This is a genomic window from Ensifer sp. PDNC004 (assembly GCF_016919405.1).
GTDB lineage: Bacteria > Pseudomonadota > Alphaproteobacteria > Rhizobiales > Rhizobiaceae > Ensifer.
This window is the reverse complement of the sequence record NZ_CP070353.1, coordinates 2828453-2847500: the sequence shown is the minus strand read 5'-3', so window position 1 is coordinate 2847500 and position 19048 is coordinate 2828453. Positions and strand designations below refer to the sequence as shown.

The window sequence follows — 19048 nt, the reverse complement described above, 5'->3', positions numbered from 1 at the left end:
CGTCGATGGCATCTCAGAAGGATTGGGTTGTAAAAGGTAACCCTATCTGCCGCGTCCCTTCGGGACGGCGGCTAATGGATGAGCATTGGCAATGAGAACGATCAAGTGTCAAAAGGGCATTTGGTGGATGCCTTGGCATGCACAGGCGATGAAGGACGTGATACGCTGCGATAAGCCGTGGGGAGCTGCGAATAAGCTTTGATCCATGGATCTCCGAATGGGGGAACCCACCTTAAATGCTTGGAAAATTTAAGTCGTGCGCAAGTACGGCTTAGGTTTCCAAGTATTGTTTAAAGGTATCTTATCCTGAATACATAGGGGTAAGAAGCGAACGCAGGGAACTGAAACATCTAAGTACCTGCAGGAAAGGACATCAACCGAGACTCCGCAAGTAGTGGCGAGCGAACGCGGACCAGGCCAGTGGCAATGAGGAATAAAGTGGAACGACATGGAAAGGTCGGCCGTAGAGGGTGATAGCCCCTTACACGTAGAACACTCATTGTCCTTGAGTAAGGCGGGACACGTGAAATCCTGTCTGAACATGGGGAGACCACTCTCCAAGCCTAAGTACTCGTGCATGACCGATAGCGAACAAGTACCGTGAGGGAAAGGTGAAAAGCACCCCGACAAGGGGAGTGAAATAGAACCTGAAACCGGATGCCTACAAACAGTTGGAGCCCGCAAGGGTGACAGCGTACCTTTTGTATAATGGGTCAACGACTTAGTGTGACGAGCAAGCTTAAGCCGATAGGTGAAGGCGCAGCGAAAGCGAGTCTGAACAGGGCGTTCAGTTCGTCGCATTAGACCCGAAACCGAGTGATCTAGCCATGAGCAGGTTGAAGGTTGGGTAACACCAACTGGAGGACCGAACCCGCATCTGTTGCAATAGATTGGGATGACTTGTGGTTAGGGGTGAAAGGCCAATCAAACTCGGAAATAGCTGGTTCTCCGCGAAATCTATTTAGGTAGAGCGTCGACCGAATACCCTCGGGGGTAGAGCACTGGATGGGCTATGGGGACTCACCGTCTTACTGATCCTAACCAAACTCCGAATACCGAGGAGTACTAGTCGGCAGACACACGGCGGGTGCTAACGTCCGTCGTGAAAAGGGCAACAACCCTGACCTCCAGCTAAGGTCCCCAAGTCATGGCTAAGTGGGAAAGGATGTGAGGATCCCAAAACAACCAGGATGTTGGCTTAGAAGCAGCCATCATTTAAAGAAAGCGTAACAGCTCACTGGTCTAAATAAGGGTCTTTGCGCCGAAAATGTAACGGGGCTAAAGCCATGCACCGAAGCTGAGGATACGTCGCAAGACGTGTGGTAGCGGAGCGTTCCGTAAGCCTGTGAAGGGATACCCGTGAGGGGTCCTGGAGGTATCGGAAGTGCGAATGTTGACATGAGTAACGATAAAGAGGGTGAGAGACCCTCTCGCCGAAAGACCAAGGGTTCCTGCTTAAAGTTAATCTGAGCAGGGTTAGCCGGCCCCTAAGACGAGGCGGACACGCGTAGTCGATGGGAACCACGTTAATATTCGTGGGCCTGGTGGTAGTGACGGATTGCTTAACTTGTTCAGACTTATTGGATTGTCTGGGCGGGGACGCGGTTCCAGGAAATAGCTCCACCGTATAGACCGTACCCGAAACCGACACAGGTGGTCAGGTAGAGTATACCAAGGCGCTTGAGAGAACTATGCTGAAGGAACTCGGCAAATTGCACGCGTAACTTCGGAAGAAGCGTGACCCTTTTTGACGCAAGTCAGATGGGGTGGCACAGACCAGGGGGTAGCGACTGTTTATCAAAAACACAGGGCTCTGCGAAGTCGCAAGACGACGTATAGGGTCTGACGCCTGCCCGGTGCTGGAAGGTTAAGAGGAGGGGTGCAAGCTCTGAATCGAAGCCCCAGTAAACGGCGGCCGTAACTATAACGGTCCTAAGGTAGCGAAATTCCTTGTCGGGTAAGTTCCGACCTGCACGAATGGCGTAACGACTTCCCCGCTGTCTCCAGCATAGACTCAGTGAAATTGAATTCCCCGTGAAGATGCGGGGTTCCTGCGGTCAGACGGAAAGACCCCGTGCACCTTTACTATAGCTTTACACTGGCATTCGTGTCGGCATGTGTAGGATAGGTGGTAGGCTTTGAAGCAGGGACGCCAGTTCTTGTGGAGCCATCCTTGAAATACCACCCTTATCGTCATGGATGTCTAACCGCGGTCCGTTATCCGGATCCGGGACAGTGTATGGTGGGTAGTTTGACTGGGGCGGTCGCCTCCGAAAGAGTAACGGAGGCGCGCGATGGTGGGCTCAGACCGGTCGGAAATCGGTCGTCGAGTGCAATGGCATAAGCCCGCCTGACTGCGAGACTGACAAGTCGAGCAGAGACGAAAGTCGGTCATAGTGATCCGGTGGTCCCGCGTGGAAGGGCCATCGCTCAACGGATAAAAGGTACGCCGGGGATAACAGGCTGATGACCCCCAAGAGTCCATATCGACGGGGTTGTTTGGCACCTCGATGTCGGCTCATCGCATCCTGGGGCTGGAGCAGGTCCCAAGGGTTTGGCTGTTCGCCAATTAAAGCGGTACGTGAGCTGGGTTCAGAACGTCGTGAGACAGTTCGGTCCCTATCTGCCGTGGGTGTAGGAATATTGACAGGATCTGTCCCTAGTACGAGAGGACCGGGATGGACATATCTCTGGTGGACCTGTTGTCCTGCCAAGGGCATAGCAGGGTAGCTATATATGGAATGGATAACCGCTGAAGGCATCTAAGCGGGAAACCAACCTGAAAACGAGTATTCCCTTGAGAACCGTGGAAGACGACCACGTTGATAGGCTGGGTGTGGAAGTGCGGCAACGCATGAAGCTTACCAGTACTAATCGTTCGATTGGCTTGATCGTTCCCATTGCTTGTGTTCATCACAAGGCGATTGCAAAGCATTCGCCGAGATGAACGACGTGTTCAAAACAAAACGAGTTCGCTTAAACCCGAACTCACCAGCTTCTCATCCGGTTTGAGCCCGCAAGCTCAAATCTTGCGCTTTGCCGACCTGGTGGTTCTGGCGGGGTGGCTGCACCCGTTCCCATTCCGAACACGGCCGTGAAACGCCCCAGCGCCGATGGTACTTCGTCTTAAGACGCGGGAGAGTAGGTCGCTGCCAGGTCTGCAAAACGCAAGATAAAACGCCGGAAATCTTCTCGACACACTCTTCGGCCCTGCCGAAACACAAGGGCCGCCAACAAGCGGCCTTTTTGCGTAAGTAAGATCAGACAAACCAACGGGATTTTGCGCACGCAAAACCCGGACCGGTTAAACGGGATTTTGCCTTCGGCAAAACCCGCAATGAGCGGATAAATCCCAAAGGGATTTACCGCGATGGCGCGGGGTGGAGCAGCCCGGTAGCTCGTCAGGCTCATAACCTGAAGGCCGCAGGTTCAAATCCTGCCCCCGCAACCAAATCTCATAACCTAAAGCCCGCCAGGAGAAATCCGGCGGGCTTTTGGGCGTTCTAACGGTTTCCACCAGCCCTGAAAGAACGAGAGGCCCGCTCAGGCTCGGTCCTGTGACGCAATGACATCGCGCAGGATGGCATTCAGCGCCAACGGTCGCTCCAGCGGAACATAATGGCCGCAAGCCGGCAGGACGTGCACTCGGCCGTTAACGGTGCTTGCTGCCTGTGAGGTACTCGCCCTCGGCCCCGGAGCGACATCGTCCGCCCCGGACACAATCGTGATCGGGCCCGGAAACGTCGTGAGGCAGTGATCCCGGCTTGGCCGCGTGTGAAATACGGTGACACCCCTTGCGATCTCCGCCGCCGAGGATCGTAACGCCATTTCTTTCGCCCGGTTGATGGTCGCGGCGCTGGTGGCGCGGGAAAACAAAGGCGCCCAATAGGATTCCCAGGCGACCTCCAGGCCTTCCTCGCCAATCAGTCTAAGTGCGGAGGCATGGAAAGTCGGATCGGGATGATGCTTTGCCTTCGTGCCGATCAGCACCAGGGCAGAGACCCGTTCCGGCGCGATGGTCGCAATTTCGAGGGCGCATGATCCGCTGACGGAACAGCCGACAACGATGATATTGCCGCCGGTCAGTGGTTCGAGTGCCGCCCGCGCCCATACGTCGATCGTCTCTCCCGAAGAATAGAGAGTCGGGGCATGGGTTGCGCCTGGAAGCAGATGCATCTGTTCCGCCCACATGGAACCGTCGAGCGGCAATGCATGCAGCAGCAAGAGTTCGGGGGGCGACCTTGGCCGCGGCCTGTTGGCGAAGTTGGCGCTCATGAAACGCACTATGAGCCAGCCGCCGGCGAAAGGGCAATCCGGGCGCACTTCGGACGTGTCACCAGCGGAGCGATGTCGGCAATAGTCCGTCAGGAGTGTGGTCGTTGCTTGAGATGCCCGTGCGCCCCGCTGGACAATCGCGCAAAAATAGAAACTATCGCCGTGACTGGAACAGAGTCGAAACGCGGCTTTAGGCGGGAGTGGCGCGGCATGAGTTATCAGGAGACCTTGGACGTTCAACGAAACCGACCCGTCTACGCGCTCTTTTTCGTCTGTGCCGCTTTGGCGATCCTCGGCAGCCTGCTTGCCGCTTCCGACGATTCTCCCTGGCGCTGGCTGCATTATCTGACCAAGCCGACGGCGACCCTGCTGCTTCTCGTAGTGGTGTTGCGAACGATCTCCCAAACATCCAGTGCCTATGTCTGGGCCGTCGCGATCGGCCTTGTCTTTGCGGCAGCCGGCGATGTCTTCCTGATGCTGCCGGGTGATTATTTCCTCGCCGGCCTCGTTTGCTTCCTGCTGACCCATTGCGCCTACATCTATGCGCTCACCCGCGACGCCAGATTTGCCGATAGCAAAGGCATCTTCGCCGCCTTTGCACTCGTCGCGCTCGCCGTCGTCGGCGGGCTCTGGACCTCGCTCCCGCCGGAGATGCGCATTCCCGTCATCGTCTATGCACTGGCGCTCGGTGTCATGGCGGCCCAGGCCATCTCCCGCGCACGGCAGCTTTCGGGAGCGCCTCGGGCGACGGCAGCACGGTTCGCCGCCTATGGCGGCCTGTTGTTCCTGATCAGCGACAGCATTCTTGCCTATGGCCGTTTCCGCTTCGCAATCCCTTTCAACGCGCTCTGGGTGCTCGGCACCTATTATGCCGCCCAATGGTTTTTTGCCCGCTCGACCGATGACCACAGCCACTGACAATACTTCACACCTCCGTGCCACTTTCGACGGACTGCGCGCGGCCTGGCGCGATGAACGGCCGTCCGTCGAGCAACGCAGTGCGGACCTGAGCCGGCTCAGGGATCGCCTGCGCGCCCGCATGGAGGAGATGTGCGAGGCAATTGATCAGGACTTTGGCCATCGCGCCCGGCATGAGACCTTGCTTGGCGAAGGTGGCGTCGTGCTTTCTGAAATCGACCACACGCTGGCAAAGCTCAAACATTGGGTTCGGCCGGAGCGTCGCAAGGCCGGCTGGAAGCTGTGGCCGGCGAAGGCCGAGGTGCGGTACGTGCCGCTCGGCGTCGTCGGCATCATTTCGCCGTGGAACTATCCGGTCAATCTGGCGCTGGCGCCGCTGGTGGCGGCGATTGCCGCCGGCAACCACGTGTTTCTGAAGCCGTCGGAACACACGCCGCGCACCGCGGAATTCCTTCGTTCGCTGCTTGCCGACGTCTTTCCCGAGACGCGGGTGGCGGTCGCCTTGGGGCCGGCTGAACTTTCGGCGGCGTTCTCGGCGCTGCCCTTCGATCACCTTTTTTTCACCGGCTCGACTGCCGTCGGCCGCAAGGTGATGGCAGCGGCGGCGCAGAACCTGACGCCCGTCACGCTGGAACTCGGCGGCAAGTCGCCGGCGATCGTCGGCGAGCACGCGGACCTCGCCAAGGCCGCCGCCCGGATTGCAACCGGCAAGCTCTTCAACGCCGGCCAGACCTGCATCGCGCCCGACTATGTGCTGATCCATGAGAGCAAGCGGGATGCTTTAATGGAACTGCTGAAGCGGGAGATTGCCGCGCGCTATCGGTCGAAACGCCGTCTCGACGATTACACGTCGATCATCAACGACACCCAGTACGAGCGCCTGAAGCGGCTGATTGCGGATGCCGAGGGGCGCGGCCATCCGGTGATTTCCCTTCTCGACGGGGCAATGGACGTGGTCGCGCGGCAACGCCTCCTCATGCCGACGCTCGTGCTTGATCCGGACCGCGACAGCGCTGTCATGGGCGAAGAGATTTTTGGGCCGATCCTTCCCCTCGTCAGTTACGCCTCCATCGAGGAGGCCATCGCCTATGTGTACGATCGCGACCGCCCATTGGCACTTTATTGCTTCAGCCGCGACAAGGCCGAAATCGAAGCCGTCCTGTCGCGCATCGTCGCCGGCGGCGTCTGCGTCAACGACACGCTCTACCAGTTCGGCTGCAACGACCTGCCTTTCGGCGGCGTTGGCGCCAGCGGCATGGGGCACTATCACGGGCGCGACGGCTTCCTGACCTTCTCCAAGGCGATGCCGGTGCTGAGGAAACTCGATCCGGCGCCGAGCGACCTGGTGAAACCGCCCTATCGGGGCATTGCCGACTGGGTCATCCGCTTCCTGTCGCGATAATTCGCCAAAAAATCTGCAATCACGCAGCAATTTGGCCTTGTAGCTCTAGTTGCTATAGGTCGTAGCCTTGCTTCAGAATTTGCAAGGAGCAGGTTATGGCGAGCACTATTCGGGAAGCCCGTTATCGCGTCGAAGGCATGGATTGCGCGTCCTGCGCGTCCAAGATCGATACGGCGGTGCGTCGGCTTTCGGGCGTCGAGGACGTATCGGTCTCTGTGTCGGCGGGCACCATGTCGGTCAAGTTTGCCGACGAGAACGATCTTTCGACATCGATCGTGAGCAGGGTCGGAAAGCTCGGCTATCGTTTGCATCCGATCCAGGCAGGCCAGGCGCAGGAGCGGAAGACGGCCCATGTCTGCTCCGGGCACGATCACAATCATGAGCACGATCATGCCCATGACCACGGCGGCCACAGTCATGATCATGATCACGGTCACAAGCATAATCATGCCCATGACCATGATCATCGACACGATGAGCACGCCCATCATCACGAAGGCAACGCCAGCCAGAAGGGCGAGGCAGCCGCAGTCGCGATGGGGCTTCATGGTCATGACCACGGCCCGACGAGCGGTCCCTGGTGGAAGTCGGGCAAGGGCAAGCTGACGATCGCCAGCGGCCTGGCGCTGATTGCTGCCTATGCGGTCGGCAAGACGATCCCGGTGACCGAGCCCTGGATCTTTACGCTGGCCATGCTCGTCGGTCTGTTGCCGATCGCGCGGCGCGCCTTTGTCGCCGCAACCATGGGCACGCCGTTTTCGATCGAGATGTTGATGACGATCGCTGCGATCGGCGCGGTCTTCATCGGTGCGACCGAGGAGGCGGCGATGGTCGTCCTGCTCTTCCTGGTCGGTGAACTGCTGGAAGGCGTGGCCGCCGGCAAGGCGCGCGCCAGCATCCAGTCGCTGACGGCCCTCGTTCCGAAGTCCGCCTTCGTCGAGCGCGACGGGCGGCTGGATGAGGTTCCCGCCGAGACGTTGAGCGTCGCCGCCGTCATTCTCGTTCGCCCCGGCGACCGCATTCCGGCCGATGGCGTCATTCTCTCCGGCGAAAGCGCCGTCGACGAAGCGCCGGTGACCGGCGAAAGCACGCCCGTGCGCAAGGAAGTCGACGACACTGTCGTTGCCGGCACCGTCAATGGTTCCGGCGCACTCCGCGTGCGGGTCACGGCCGCCGCTGCCGACAACACCATCGCGCGCATCGTCCGCATGGTGGAGGAAGCCCAGGAAAGCAAGGCGCCGACCGAGCGCTTCATTGATCGCTTCTCGCGTTACTACACGCCGGGTGTCGTTGTCGTGGCGGCGCTTGTTGCCGTGCTGCCGCCGCTTCTCTGGGGCGGCTCCTGGGATGAGTGGATCTACAAGGGGCTTGCCATCCTCTTGATCGGTTGCCCCTGCGCGCTGGTCATCTCGACGCCGGCAGCGATCGCCGCCAGCCTTTCGGCCGGCGCCCGTCGCGGCTTGCTGATGAAGGGTGGCGCCGTGCTTGAGAATGTCGGCAAGGTCACGGCCGCCGCTTTCGACAAGACCGGAACGCTGACCGAAGGCAAACCGAAGGTGACGGATATCGTCGGCTTCGGCCGTTCGGAGGCCGACGTCCTGCGCCTTGCAGCAGCGCTGGAGCAGGGATCAAGCCACCCGCTCGCCCGGGCCATCCTGGAACGCAGCACGGCCGATGGCGTTGCGATCCCCACTATCGCCACCGTCAATGCGGTCGGCGGCAAGGGGTTGGAAGGCACCGTCGAAGGCGCAGCACTCTTCTTCGGTTCGCCGAAGGCCGCCGCCGAGCGCACGCCGATGACGCCCGACGAAAAAGCGCGCGTCGCCGCTCTCAACGATGAAGGCAAGACCGTTTCGGTGCTGGTGGCCGGTGGCGTAATTGCCGGCGCCATCGCCATGCGCGACGAGCCCCGGCCGGATGCGGCCGCGGGCGTGAAGGCGCTCACCGATGCCGGCCTGCGCGTCGTCATGCTGACCGGCGACAACCGCCGCACGGCCGAAGCGATCGGCCGCCAGTTCGGCATGGAGGTCCGCGCTGAACTGCTGCCCGAGGACAAGCAACGCATCGTGCGCGAATTGAAGGCGGAGGGCTTCAACGTCGCCAAGATCGGCGACGGCATCAACGACGCGCCAGCACTGGCCGCGGCCGATATCGGTATCGCCATGGGCGGTGGCACCGATGTGGCGCTGGAAACGGCGGACGCGGCGGTCTTGCACGGCCGCGTGGGCGACGTTGCGGCGATGATACGGCTCTCCCGCTCGACGATGCGCAACATCGTACAGAACATCACGATTGCGCTTGGCCTGAAGGCCGTCTTCCTGGTGACGACGATCATCGGCGTCACCGGCCTTTGGCCGGCGATCCTCGCCGACACCGGCGCAACCGTTCTCGTCACGATGAATGCCCTCAGGTTGCTTCGGCCCGTGCGAGCCGCCTGAGAACCACCATAACTCCCAAGACGAAGGACCGGCGGCACCCGTTGTCGCCGGTTTTTCGCGTCCAAGTGCCTGTGTATATTCACGCTGGACTCTCACCAGCGATCTGATGAGAGTATAAGGAGATCGCGGTTGAGGGCTTTCGCCCCGAAAAATCGATGATAAACTTAGACCAAATGGTAAAAAAATCGCCGGCACGGTTTCTGGGAAGAATGCCGAAGCGGGCCAGTTTGGGGATCGCAAGGCCAATATGGACAATATTGCCATCGAACTGCGTGGGATCGACAAGAGTTTCGGTCCGGTCCACGCCAACAAGAACATCAATCTAAAAGTCCGCAAAGGGACGATCCACGGCATCATTGGCGAGAACGGTGCGGGAAAATCGACCCTGATGTCGATCCTCTACGGCTTCTATCAGGCGGATAGCGGTGAAATCCTCGTAGATGACAAGCCGGTCGCTATCCGCGACCCGAATGCGGCGATCGCCGCCGGCATCGGCATGGTCCACCAGCACTTCATGCTGGTCGAGAATTTCACGGTGCTGGAAAACATCATGCTCGGCGCCGAGGACAGCCAGATCCTTAACAAGGGTATCGCCAAGGCGCGCGTGGAATTGAAGCGGCTGGAGCGCGAATACGCGCTGGAAGTCGATCCGGATGCCATCATCGAAGAACTGCCCGTTGGTCTGCAGCAGCGCGTCGAGATCCTGAAGGCGCTTTATCGCCGGGCCGACATCCTTATCCTAGACGAGCCGACCGGCGTCTTGACGCCGGCCGAGGCCGACCACCTCTTCCGGGTGCTCGAACAGCTGAAGAACCAGGGCAAGACCGTCATCCTCATCACCCACAAGCTGCGCGAGATCATGGCGATCACCGACGAGGTGTCGGTCATGCGCCGCGGCGAGATGGTCGCGACGCGCACGACTTCCGAGACCTCGGTGGAAGAACTCGCTGAACTCATGGTCGGCCGTCGCGTGCTTCTGCGTGTCGAAAAGGGCGAAGCCAAGCCCGGCGAGGTGAAGCTCGCCGTCGAGGGGCTGACGGTCAAGGACGGCCGCGGCGTCACCATGGTCGACAACGTCTCCTTCGACCTGAGGGCGGGCGAGATCGTCGGCATCGCCGGCGTTGCCGGCAACGGCCAGTCCGAACTGCTCGAAGCGATCTCCGGTATCCGCCGGGCCGTATCGGGCTCCGTGCTTCTGAACGGCAAGCCGATCGATGTTACCGGCCGCGCCGACCCTTCCGAACTGCGCAACCGTGGTCTCGCCCACGTGCCGGAAGACCGCCATCACGTCGGCCTCGTCCTGAAGTTCGAGGAATGCGAAAACGCGATCCTCGGCTACCATCACGACAAGCGTTACCTCAACGGCGTCTTCCTGAACGTCGATGCGATCCGCAAGGACGCCGAGCAGCGCATTGCCGAATACGACATCCGCCCGCCGAACCCGCGGTTGAAGACCGCTAACTTCTCCGGCGGCAACCAGCAGAAGATCGTGCTGGCGCGCGAAATGGAGCGCGGGCCCGATGTGCTGATCATCGGCCAGCCGACGCGCGGCGTCGATGTCGGTGCCATCGAATTCATCCATCGACGGATCATCGAGATGCGCGACCAGGGCATGGCTGTCCTTTTGGTCTCCGTCGAACTCGATGAAATCCGCGCCCTGTCGGACCGTATTCTCGTCATGTTTGCCGGCCGTGTCGTCGGCGAGCGCGATCCGGATGCGACCGAGGGCGAACTCGGCCTGCTGATGGCCGGCGTTGAAGGCCGCAAGGAGGCCGCAGAATGAGCACCCCCTATGCTAAGCTTCCGGGCTGGGTCGAATACGGCCTCGTCCCGCTGGTCAACCTCGCCGTTGCCTTCCTCGTCGCCGGTCTCGTCGTGCTGCTCGTCGGTGAAAACCCGCTGGAGGCGGCCTATCACCTGATCAACGGCGCCTTCGGCCGCGGCGAATATCTCGGCTTCACGCTGTACTACGCCACCACCTTCATCTTCACCGGTCTTGCCGTCGCGGTCGCTTTCCATGCCGGCCTCTTCAACATCGGCGGCGAAGGCCAGGCCTATGTCGGCGGCATCGGCGTGGCGCTCGCCTGCCTCTGGCTCGACCAGACGATGCCGTGGTTCGTCGTCTTCCCGCTGGCGATCCTCGGATCGGCCTTCTTCGGCGCCGCCTGGGCCTTCCTGCCGGGCTGGCTGCAGGCCAAGCGCGGCAGCCACATCGTCATCACGACGATCATGTTCAACTTCATCGCCTCGAGCCTGATGGTCTACCTGCTCACGCGCGTGCTGAAGCCGCTTGGCTCCATGTCGCCGCAGACGCGCACCTTCGCCGAAGGGGGGCAACTGCCCAAGCTCGATTGGCTGCTCGCGATCTTTGGCCTCGATATCGGCACGGCGCCGTTCAACGTCTCGTTCCTGCTGGCGCTGGTCGCCGCCTTCTGCGTCTGGCTTTTGATCTGGCGTACCAAGCTCGGCTATGAGATGCGCACCATGGGCCACAGCCCTTCGGCCGCACGTTACGCCGGCATGAGCGAGAGCCGCATTACCGTCATCACCATGATGATCTCAGGTGCGCTTGCCGGCATGATGGCGCTCAATCCGATCATGGGCGAACAGGGGCGCATGCAGCTCGACTTCGTGCAGGGCGCAGGCTTCGTCGGCATCGCCGTGGCGCTGATGGGCCGCTCGCATCCGGCCGGCATCATCCCGGCGGCCATTCTCTTCGGCATGCTCTACCAGGGCGGGGCCGAGATCTCCTTCGAAATGCCGTCGATCTCGCGCGACATGATCGTCATCATCCAGGGCCTCGTCATTCTCTTTGCCGGTGCACTCGAAAACATGTTCAGGCCGGCAATTGCCCGGCTGTTTGCGATGCAGAGCCGCCGTGCGGCCGTCGTGGCACAGACCAAGGGAGCTTGAAGCCATGGATTTCTTCCACGTCATCGTGGTGCTCCTCGAGTCCACCATCCGCGTATCCGTCCCGCTGATCTTCGCAGCGCTGGCAGGGCTCTTTACCGAGCGCGCCGGCATCTTCGACATCGGCCTTGAAGGCAAGATGCTTGGGGCCGCCTTTGCCGCCGGCGCTGTTGCTGCCGTCACCCAATCCGTCTGGATGGGGCTGCTCGCCGCCATCCTGATCTCGATCGCGCTGTCGCTGGTGCACGGTTATGCCTCGATCACCCAGCGCGGCAACCAGATCGTCTCTGGCGTCGCCATCAACTTCATCGTCGCCGGCTCGACCGTCATTCTCGGTGAGGCCTGGTTCCGCCAGGGTGGCCGCACGCCGGCGCTCGGCGAAGGCGCGCGCTTCCAGACGATCACCTTCCCCTATGCCGACAGCATCCGGGAAATCCCGATCCTCGGCCCGATCTATTCGGACCTGCTTTCCGGGCATTTCATCCTGACCTATGTCGCCTTCGCCATGGTGCCGATCAGCTGGTGGATCCTCTACCGCACCCGTTTCGGCCTGCGCCTGCGCGCGGTCGGCGAGAACCCGGGCGCGGTCGACACCGCCGGCATCTCGGTGATCTGGATGCGCTATCGCGCCGTCATCTGCTGCGGCATTCTCTGCGGCTTTGCCGGCGCCTATCTGTCGCTGGCGATGACCGCCGGCTTCGTCAAGGGCATGACCGCCGGCAAGGGCTATATCGCGCTGGCAGCGCTGATCTTCGCCAAGTGGCGGCCGTTCAACATCATGCTTGCCTGCCTGCTCTTCGGCTTCCTCGATGCGCTCGCCATCCGCCTGCAGGGCAATCCGCTGCCGCTGATCGGCCAGGTGCCGGTGCAGCTGATGCAGGCGCTGCCCTACATCCTCACCGTGATCCTGCTTGCCGGCTTCATCGGCAAGGCCATTCCGCCGAAGGCCGGCGGCGTCCCCTATGTGAAGGAGCGCTAGAACCATGGAAAAGGAACTGTTCGAAGCCGCGCGCGACGCAATGGCCAAGGCGCATGCGCCCTACTCGAAATTTCCGGTCGGCGCGGCGATCCGCGCCGAAGACGGCAAGATCTACACCGGCGCCAACATCGAGAACCTGTCGTTCCCCGAGGGATGGTGTGCCGAGACCACTGCGATCAGCCATATGGTCATGGCCGGCCAGCGCAAGATCCTGGAAGTGGCCGTGATCGCCGAGAAGCTGGCGCTCTGCCCGCCTTGCGGTGGCTGCCGTCAGCGGCTGGCGGAATTTTCCGGTGCTAGCACACGCATCTTCCTCTGTGACGAGACCGGGGTGAAGAAGACCTTGGCGCTATCCGATCTCCTTCCGCACAGCTTCGAGACCGAGATCCTGGGATGACCGCGGCCGCTGAACTGTTGAAGGCCCGGCTCGGCGACCTTTCTCCGCGCTATGGCATCGTGCTCGGCTCCGGCCTCGGTTCGCTGGTCGAGGCTTTGGACGAGACGTTGCGCCTCTCCTACGCCGAAATCCCCGGCTTCCCGGTCAGCAGCGTCTCCGGTCATGCCGGCGAGCTCGTGGCCGGAACGCTCTCGGGCGTGCCCGTTGTCATGCTCTCCGGCCGGGTTCACTACTACGAACAGGGCGACGCCAATGCGATGCGCGGCCCACTGGAGACCCTGAAGGCGCTCGGCATCGAATGCCTCGTGCTGACCAATTCCGCCGGATCGCTGCGCGAGGATCTGCCGCCGGGATCGGTGATGCGGATCTCCGATCACATCAACTATTCGGGCTTCAACCCGTTGATCGGCGTCGAAAGCGACGATCGCTTCGTCGGCATGACCAATGCCTATGATGCCGAGCTTGCGGGGCGAATGCAGGACAGCGCCGAACGCCTCGGCATTCCGCTTCTCGCCGGCGTCTATATGTGGTTTTCCGGCCCGAGCTTCGAAACGCCGGCGGAGATCCGTATGGCGCGCATCCTCGGCGCCGATGCCGTCGGCATGTCCACGGTTCCGGAAGTCATCCTCGCACGCTTCTTCGGCCTCCGCGTCGTTGCCGCCTCTGTGATCACCAATTTCGGTGCAGGCATGACCGGTGGCGAGATCAGCCATCACGAGACCAAGGACATGGCGCCGGTCGGGGGCAAGCGGCTGGCCGCAATCCTCGCGGACATGATCGCGGCCGACGCGGTGCGCGGGTGACGATGCTTCCGCAGGAAACCATCAGGCGCAAGCGCAACGGCGAGCACCTCGCCCCGGCCGAGATCGCGGATTTCATTCGCGGCCTGTCGGATGGTTCGATCTCCGAAGGGCAGGTCGCCGCCTTCGCTATGGCGATCTGGTTCTCCGGCATGAGCCGTGAGGAGACCGTCGCGCTGACATTGGCGATGCGCGATAGCGGCGAAACACTCGACTGGAGTGGCATTTCACGCCCGATTGCCGACAAGCATTCGACCGGCGGTGTCGGCGACAACGTCTCGCTGATGCTGGCGCCGATCGTTGCTGCCTGTGGGCTTGCCGTGCCGATGATATCAGGGCGTGGCCTCGGGCACACCGGCGGCACGCTCGACAAGCTCGAATCCATACCCGGCTATGATATCCAGCCGTCGGCGGCGGTTTTCCGCCGCACGGTCGACGAGATCGGTTGCGCCATCATCGGCCAGACCGCCAATCTCGCGCCTGCCGACAAGCGCCTCTATGCGATCCGCGACGTCACCGCGACCGTCGATTCGGTACCTCTGATCACGGCCTCGATCCTGTCGAAGAAGCTCGCGGCCGGCCTTCAGTCGCTGGTGCTCGACGTCAAGCTCGGCAACGGCTCCTTCATGAGCGATACGCGCGAGGCCGAGATCCTGGCACGCTCGCTGGTCGATGTCGCAAACGGCGCCGGCGTGCGCACCTGCGCACTTCTAACCGACATGAACGAACCGCTGGCAGACGCGGCCGGCAATGCGCTGGAGATCGACAACTGCCTGTCTTTCCTGCGGGGCGAGAAGAAGGGAACACGGCTTGAAACGGTCGTGCTCGCCTTTGCCGCCGAAATGCTGCTGGCGGGCGGTGTTGCCGGCGATGCCGAACAGGGCGAAGCCTTGGCGCGCAAGGTGCTTGGCAGCGGAGAAGCGCTGGAACGCTTCGGGAAGATGGTCCATGCGCTGGGTGGACCGGCGGATTTCATCGAGCGCTCGGTCGCCTATCTCGGCCGTGCGCCGGTCATCCTGCCGGTCGAGACCGAGCAATCCGGCTATCTGGCTGCCTGCGAGACGCGGGAACTGGGCATGGCCGTGATCGCCCTCGGCGGCGGCCGTTCGCATCCGGACGACAGGATCGATCATCGCGTCGGTTTCGACGCCCTGAAGCCGCTTGGAACGCGGGTCGAGAAGGGCGATCTGATCGCCTTCGTTCACGCGGCAGACCAGGGGGCTGCGGAAGCGGCCCGGCGACGCCTGTTGGAACTCTACACGATCGACGACGTCGAGCCGGAGACGAGGTCTCCGATCCTTGCCAAGATCACCTGACGAGATGCAGGGCGCCGTCCTCCACGCGGAAGGACGACAATCGGTTGAGGAACGTCATGCCGATCAGCGTGCCGGAAAGCGCCTTGTCCGGCAGCACAAGCGCCTGCACGTCGCGCACCACGATACCGCCAATCTCGATCCGGTTTAGCATGGTCGGAGCCGCTTCGATGACCCCGTTGGCGGTGCTGACGCGGGAGGCAAACGAGAGCGAGCTCGGTGAGATGCCGAGCCGGCGCGCGGTTGAAATGTTGATGGCAATGGCGCTTGCGCCCGTGTCGACCAGCCCGCGTTCCGTGCGGCCGTTGATGCGAAACGTGCCGAAGAAGTGTCCCCTTCCGTCCGCGTCGAGCACGACGCTGCGTCCAGAGGCGTATTTCGCTGTCATTGCCGGCGCGGCAGGCGTCGTTTCGACGGCCGAGTTGCTGTCGGCCTGTGTCAGGACGCTCGTCGCGAAGTGAGGCACCAGCATCGCCGCAAGCGCGGCCACACCGGCCAATGTAAGCAGACGGACGAGCATGGACATCACCTCTCGATCGAACAGAAATGCTCGTTCAAGTAGAACGGATGACGCCTAAGAGGGCATAAAAAAAACCGCCGGGATCCGGCGGTTTTTTGATCGATTTCAGATCCTGGTTAAGGAGCGGCAAATCACTTGGTGCCGTACATGCGGTCGCCGGCGTCACCCAGACCGGGCATGATGTAGCCGAGTTCGTTCAGGTGGCTGTCGATCGAGGCCGTGAAGATCGGCACGTCCGGGTGCGCGCTCTGGAAGTTGCGGATGCCTTCGGGCGCGGCGAGCAGGCAGAGGAAGCGCATGTTCTTGGCGCCACGTTCCTTCAGCTTGTCGATCGCGGCGATCGACGAGTTGCCGGTGGCAAGCATCGGATCGACGACGATGATCAGGCGCTCTGACAGGCTCTCGGGTGCCTTGAAGTAGTATTCCACCGCTTCGAGCGTCTCATGGTCGCGATAGACGCCGATATGGGAGACGCGGGCGGAAGGCACCAGTTCGAGCATGCCTTCGAGCAGCCCGTTGCCGGCCCGCAGGATCGAGGCGAAGACAAGCTTCTTGCCTTCGAGGACCGGCGAGTCGATTTCCTGCAGCGGCGTTTCGATGCGCTCCATCGTCAGTTCGAGATCGCGCGTCACCTCGTAGCAGAGCAGCGTCGAAATTTCCCGAAGAAGCCGGCGGAAACCCGCAGTCGAGGTCTCCTTCTTGCGCATGATGGTCAGCTTGTGTTGCACAAGCGGATGATCGATCACTGTAACGCCGTTCATGGCTCACCTTTCCGGATTTTTGTATCCGTCCTTTTTCCATGGAATGCGTCGTCGCCGCAAGGGTATTGGCCGGCGGGAGACCGTCATCCCCAGCCGGCAAATCGTGACCTGTGCCCTAGATCCGCGCCAACAGCAGCTTACGCGTCGGCTCGTCGACGAAGGCGGCTTCGATCGCGGTCCTGGTCATGCCTTTGATCTCAGCGTCGCTGAAGCCCATCACCGCGGAGGCGATGTCGTATTCCTGGGCGAGCGACGTGTGGAAAAACGGCGGATCGTCGGAGTTGAGCGTCACGCGCACGCCGGCCTCGTGCAGTGCCCGCAGCGGATGCGACGCGAAATCCGGGAAGACCTGAAGCGAGATGTTGGAGCCGGGGCAAACCTCGAGCACCACGCCGGCGTCCGCCAGGCGCCGCACCAGATCCGCGTCTTCGATCGCCCGCACGCCGTGGCTGATGCGCGACGGGCGCACATGGTCGAGCGCGTCGCGCACGCTGAAAGCGCCGGAGAGTTCGCCGGCATGGATCGTCAGCCCGAGGCCGGCATCACGCACGATATCGAAGGCGCGCGCGAAGTCGGCGACCTTGTGCATGCGTTCCTCGCCGGCGAGGTTGAAGCCGGTGACGAGCTTGTGCTCGCGCTTGGCGGCGAACTCGGCTGTCTTGATCACCGATTCCGGGCCGAGATGGCGGATGCCGGTGATCAGCATGCGCGATTCGATGCCGGTCTTCTGCCGGGCCGCTTCCATGCCGGCCGCAAGGCCTTCGAGATAGGCATGGGCACCCAGGCCGATCGTCTTGCCGTGATCAGGCGAAACGATGATCTCGCTATAGATCGTGCCCGCTTCGGCGAGTTCCGTCAGGTAGGCTTCCGCGAGCAGCGCGTAGTCTTCCTCGGTCTTGAACAGCGAGGCGATGGCATCGTAGCACTTCACGAAGCTGGTGAAGTCTTCCCAGAGATAGGCCTTGTCGCGGATGATTGCACTGGTGTCTACGCCGTATTTCTCGGCCTGGGCCAGAGCCAGTTCGGGCGGCGTCGCGCCCTCGATGTGGCAATGCAGCTCCGCCTTCTTCAGGTGTGCGGTCAAATGAGGCTTCTCCCATGGTGGCCCGGCGCGATGCCGAGATGCTTGGCGACGGTTTCGCCGATATGCGTGAAGGTGTTGGCAATGCCGAGCGAGCGGCTGCGCAGTGACGGCCCGAACATCAGCACCGGCACGCGCTCGCGCGTATGGTCGGTGCCGCGCCAGGTCGGATCGCAGCCATGGTCGGCCGTCAGGATGACGATGTCGCCCGGCTGCAGGCGCCGGTCGAGATCGGGCAGGCGTGCGTCGAAGGCCTCGAGCGCCGCCGCATAGCCGGCAACGTCGCGGCGATGGCCGTAGAGCATGTCGAAATCGACGAAATTGGTGAAGACCAGGCTGCCGTCCTCGGCCTCGTCGATGGCCGCGAGGCTGGCATCGAAGAGCGCCATGTTGCCGTCGGCCTTGGTCAGCTTCGTCACCCCCTGGTGGGCGAAGATGTCGCCGATCTTGCCGATCGCGTGAACCGTGCGCTCGGCCTCCACAAGCCGGTCGAGGATCGTCGGCTCGGGCGGCAGCACCGAGAAGTCGCGGCGGTTGCCGGTGCGCACAAAGGTCTGCGGGCTCGTGCCGACGAAGGGGCGGGCGATGACGCGGCCGATATTGTAGTCGTCGAGCAGGCGGCGAACGATCAGGCAAAGCTCGAGCAGCCGGTCGAGGCCGAAGCTTTGCTCGTGCGCCGCGATCTGGAAGACCGAGTCCGACGAAGTGTAGCAGATCGGCTTGCCGCTGCGCATATGCTCCTCGCCGTGGCGGGCGATGATATCGGTGCCGGAGGCGTGGCAGTTGCCGAGAATGCCGGGAATGTTGGCCTCGCGGCAGATCGCTTCGACGAGCTCCGGCGGAAAGGCGTCGCCTTCGGCGGAGAAGTAGCCCCAGTCGAACATGACCGGTGTTCCGGCGATTTCCCAATGACCGGAGGGCGTGTCCTTGCCGCGCGATACCTCGCTTGCCGCGCCATAGGCGCCATAGACGCGATTGGGCACAGGCATGCCCTGGGGAACGGTGCCGGTCGCAAGTTTTGCCGCGTGGATCAGACCAAGCGCGGACATGTTCGGCAGGCTGAGCGGGCCTTCACGCAAGCCTGGCCGGTCGGCAGCGCCGATAGCGCAGAACTCGGCGATATGGCTAAGCGTATTGGCACCGAGATCGCCGAAGGCTTCGGCGTCAGGCGCCCCACCTATGCCAAAGGAATCGAGAACGAATAGAAAGGCACGCGCCATGATGCACCTGACAGCGGGCGCGCAGCGTTTGCGG

Annotated in this window: 14 protein-coding genes, 1 tRNA gene and 2 rRNA genes; 12 read left to right on the top strand and 5 right to left on the bottom strand. The window is 61.9% G+C overall.

Annotated elements, in window-relative coordinates:
• The first annotated feature begins 99 nt into the window (after nucleotides 1-99).
• From JVX98_RS22165 to JVX98_RS22155, 3 genes are all read left to right on the top strand, one after another.
• Nucleotides 100-2895 (top strand): 23S ribosomal RNA (locus JVX98_RS22165).
• Between the two features lie 148 nt (nucleotides 2896-3043).
• A 5S ribosomal RNA gene (gene rrf, locus JVX98_RS22160) occupies nucleotides 3044-3158 on the top strand.
• A 216-nt stretch (nucleotides 3159-3374) separates the two neighbouring features.
• Nucleotides 3375-3451: transfer RNA gene (locus JVX98_RS22155), tRNA-Met, on the top strand.
• Nucleotides 3452-3543: 92 nt separating this feature from the next.
• On the opposite strand, the gene JVX98_RS22150 is transcribed toward JVX98_RS22155, so the two are convergent.
• Entirely contained in the window at nucleotides 3544-4275 is a 732-nt protein-coding gene (locus JVX98_RS22150; protein ID WP_205237423.1) for an alpha/beta fold hydrolase, read from the bottom strand.
• A 210-nt stretch (nucleotides 4276-4485) separates the two neighbouring features.
• Between JVX98_RS22150 and JVX98_RS22145 the strand changes: the two genes are divergently transcribed.
• From JVX98_RS22145 to deoA, 9 genes are all read left to right on the top strand, one after another.
• Entirely contained in the window at nucleotides 4486-5193 is a 708-nt protein-coding gene (locus tag JVX98_RS22145) for a lysoplasmalogenase (protein ID WP_205237422.1), read from the top strand.
• A complete protein-coding gene (locus JVX98_RS22140; protein WP_246764930.1) occupies nucleotides 5177-6595 on the top strand; it encodes a coniferyl aldehyde dehydrogenase in 1419 nt (472 codons plus the stop codon). The genes JVX98_RS22145 and JVX98_RS22140 overlap by 17 nt, the downstream gene beginning before the upstream one ends.
• A 95-nt stretch (nucleotides 6596-6690) precedes the next feature.
• Nucleotides 6691-9033, top strand: coding sequence for a heavy metal translocating P-type ATPase (locus JVX98_RS22135; protein ID WP_205237420.1), 2343 nt, complete (start codon nucleotides 6691-6693; stop codon nucleotides 9031-9033).
• Between the two features lie 247 nt (nucleotides 9034-9280).
• Nucleotides 9281-10816: an ABC transporter ATP-binding protein gene (locus JVX98_RS22130; protein ID WP_205237419.1), complete on the top strand. Its 1536-nt coding sequence runs from the start codon at nucleotides 9281-9283 to the stop codon at nucleotides 10814-10816.
• The gene (locus tag JVX98_RS22125; protein ID WP_034805123.1) at nucleotides 10813-11946 is read left to right on the top strand and encodes an ABC transporter permease; all 1134 of its coding nucleotides are present in this window, start codon (nucleotides 10813-10815) and stop codon (nucleotides 11944-11946) included. Before JVX98_RS22130 ends, JVX98_RS22125 begins: the two co-directional genes overlap by 4 nt.
• A 4-nt stretch (nucleotides 11947-11950) precedes the next feature.
• Nucleotides 11951-12922 carry an ABC transporter permease gene (locus JVX98_RS22120; protein WP_043622808.1) on the top strand — a complete coding sequence of 324 codons (972 nt, stop codon included), beginning with the start codon at nucleotides 11951-11953 and terminating at the stop codon, nucleotides 12920-12922.
• A 4-nt stretch (nucleotides 12923-12926) separates the two neighbouring features.
• The gene (locus JVX98_RS22115) at nucleotides 12927-13319 is read left to right on the top strand and encodes a cytidine deaminase (RefSeq protein ID WP_043622805.1); all 393 of its coding nucleotides are present in this window, start codon (nucleotides 12927-12929) and stop codon (nucleotides 13317-13319) included.
• Nucleotides 13316-14122 (top strand): purine-nucleoside phosphorylase, encoded by an 807-nt coding sequence (locus tag JVX98_RS22110; RefSeq protein WP_205237418.1) that lies wholly within the window; start codon nucleotides 13316-13318, stop codon nucleotides 14120-14122. The genes JVX98_RS22115 and JVX98_RS22110 overlap by 4 nt, the downstream gene beginning before the upstream one ends.
• Nucleotides 14119-15435, top strand: coding sequence for a thymidine phosphorylase (deoA, locus tag JVX98_RS22105; protein WP_205237417.1), 1317 nt, complete (start codon nucleotides 14119-14121; stop codon nucleotides 15433-15435). Before JVX98_RS22110 ends, deoA begins: the two co-directional genes overlap by 4 nt.
• Here deoA and JVX98_RS22100 read toward each other — a convergent pair.
• The 4 genes from JVX98_RS22100 to JVX98_RS22085 all read right to left on the bottom strand — a co-directional run bounded on the left by JVX98_RS22100 (nucleotide 15428) and on the right by JVX98_RS22085 (nucleotide 19014).
• The gene (locus tag JVX98_RS22100; RefSeq protein WP_205237416.1) at nucleotides 15428-15952 is read right to left on the bottom strand and encodes a TIGR02281 family clan AA aspartic protease; all 525 of its coding nucleotides are present in this window, start codon (nucleotides 15950-15952) and stop codon (nucleotides 15428-15430) included. The genes deoA and JVX98_RS22100 overlap by 8 nt on opposite strands.
• 131 nt (nucleotides 15953-16083) lie before the next feature.
• Nucleotides 16084-16713 (bottom strand): uracil phosphoribosyltransferase, encoded by a 630-nt coding sequence (gene upp, locus JVX98_RS22095; RefSeq protein WP_034805105.1) that lies wholly within the window; start codon nucleotides 16711-16713, stop codon nucleotides 16084-16086.
• Between the two features lie 115 nt (nucleotides 16714-16828).
• Nucleotides 16829-17797 (bottom strand): adenosine deaminase, encoded by a 969-nt coding sequence (locus tag JVX98_RS22090; RefSeq protein ID WP_205237415.1) that lies wholly within the window; start codon nucleotides 17795-17797, stop codon nucleotides 16829-16831.
• On the bottom strand, nucleotides 17794-19014 hold the full coding sequence (locus JVX98_RS22085) for a phosphopentomutase (protein WP_205237414.1): 1221 nt from the start codon (nucleotides 19012-19014) through the stop codon (nucleotides 17794-17796). Before JVX98_RS22085 ends, JVX98_RS22090 begins: the two co-directional genes overlap by 4 nt.
• Between the last annotated feature and the right edge of the window lie 34 nt (nucleotides 19015-19048).

What these genes read in the sequence shown, in the direction of transcription:
- JVX98_RS22150 (WP_205237423.1), bottom strand. Translation starts at nt 4,275, where the DNA reads ATGAGCGCCAACTTCGCCAACAGGCCGCGGCCAAGGTCGCCCCCCGAA.
- JVX98_RS22145 (WP_205237422.1), top strand. Translation starts at nt 4,486, where the DNA reads ATGAGTTATCAGGAGACCTTGGACGTTCAACGAAACCGACCCGTCTAC.
- JVX98_RS22140 (WP_246764930.1), top strand. Translation starts at nt 5,177, where the DNA reads ATGACCACAGCCACTGACAATACTTCACACCTCCGTGCCACTTTCGAC.
- JVX98_RS22135 (WP_205237420.1), top strand. Translation starts at nt 6,691, where the DNA reads ATGGCGAGCACTATTCGGGAAGCCCGTTATCGCGTCGAAGGCATGGAT.
- JVX98_RS22130 (WP_205237419.1), top strand. Translation starts at nt 9,281, where the DNA reads ATGGACAATATTGCCATCGAACTGCGTGGGATCGACAAGAGTTTCGGT.
- JVX98_RS22125 (WP_034805123.1), top strand. Translation starts at nt 10,813, where the DNA reads ATGAGCACCCCCTATGCTAAGCTTCCGGGCTGGGTCGAATACGGCCTC.
- JVX98_RS22120 (WP_043622808.1), top strand. Translation starts at nt 11,951, where the DNA reads ATGGATTTCTTCCACGTCATCGTGGTGCTCCTCGAGTCCACCATCCGC.
- JVX98_RS22115 (WP_043622805.1), top strand. Translation starts at nt 12,927, where the DNA reads ATGGAAAAGGAACTGTTCGAAGCCGCGCGCGACGCAATGGCCAAGGCG.
- JVX98_RS22110 (WP_205237418.1), top strand. Translation starts at nt 13,316, where the DNA reads ATGACCGCGGCCGCTGAACTGTTGAAGGCCCGGCTCGGCGACCTTTCT.
- JVX98_RS22100 (WP_205237416.1), bottom strand. Translation starts at nt 15,952, where the DNA reads ATGCTCGTCCGTCTGCTTACATTGGCCGGTGTGGCCGCGCTTGCGGCG.
- upp (WP_034805105.1), bottom strand. Translation starts at nt 16,713, where the DNA reads ATGAACGGCGTTACAGTGATCGATCATCCGCTTGTGCAACACAAGCTG.
- JVX98_RS22085 (WP_205237414.1), bottom strand. Translation starts at nt 19,014, where the DNA reads ATGGCGCGTGCCTTTCTATTCGTTCTCGATTCCTTTGGCATAGGTGGG.